The 819-nt window shown below is 41.1% G+C and carries 1 protein-coding gene; it reads left to right on the top strand.

Features of this window, described 5'->3' with window-relative positions; genetic code table 11:
• Positions 1–763: IS3 family transposase (locus GPK83_RS16685; RefSeq protein ID WP_215705344.1), on the top strand; the 763-nt coding region annotated here is incomplete at its 5' end.
• Between the last annotated feature and the right edge of the window lie 56 nt (positions 764–819).

Genomic DNA, 819 nt, shown 5'->3' with positions numbered 1-819 from the left:
GAAACACCGGAAGGCGGATTATTATACCCTTAAAGCCGAAGTCCAAGCACAGATTCAGGAAATATATCATTCGCACAATGGAGTTGACGGCTATCGGAGTATGAAAGTTTATCTGGAGCGTAAAGGTTATTCTTACAGTAATACCACCGTTCATAAATATATGAACACAGAGCTTGGTCTCCGTTCGGTTGTCCGTCCAAAAAAGCCGGGATATGAGCATGGAAACCCGCATAAAGTATTCGATAATAAGCTGAAGCAAAATTTCACAGCAGATGAAATCAATCGAAAATGGTGCACGGATTTCACCTATCTGTTCCTTGCAAATCATGAAGTACGCTATAACTGCACTATTATAGATTTGCATGACCGGAGTGTGATTGCCAGCATAACAGATCGTAACATTACCAGTGATCTTGCGATCCGGACGCTCCGAAAAGCGCTGGAATCGCAGCCAACAATCAAAGATGGCCTTATCTTACATTCTGACCAGGGCTCACAGTATACGTCCAAAGCATTTACCGAATTCTGCGAATCGGTAAATGTGACACAGAGCATGAGCAAAGCAGGATATCCGTACGACAATGCACCGATGGAGCGTTATTTCAATACCTTGAAGAATGAATGCACAAATTTGTATGAGTTTACAACAGAGGAAACACTCTATCAAAAGGTAGAAGAATTTGCATACGTTGATTATAATCATGTTCGTCCACACAGTTATAATGGTTATCGAACCCCATATGAAGCAAGGACGGCAGCATAAATTGATAAGCACTATTTTTTTAGCCACAAGTGTTACAAAAAAGCTTGACCACAACA

It is taken from the genome of Clostridium sp. MCC328 (genome assembly GCF_018785465.1).
Taxonomy (GTDB): domain Bacteria; phylum Bacillota; class Clostridia; order Lachnospirales; family Lachnospiraceae; genus Pilosibacter; species Pilosibacter fragilis.
This window is presented reverse-complemented; position numbering and strand designations above follow the sequence as displayed.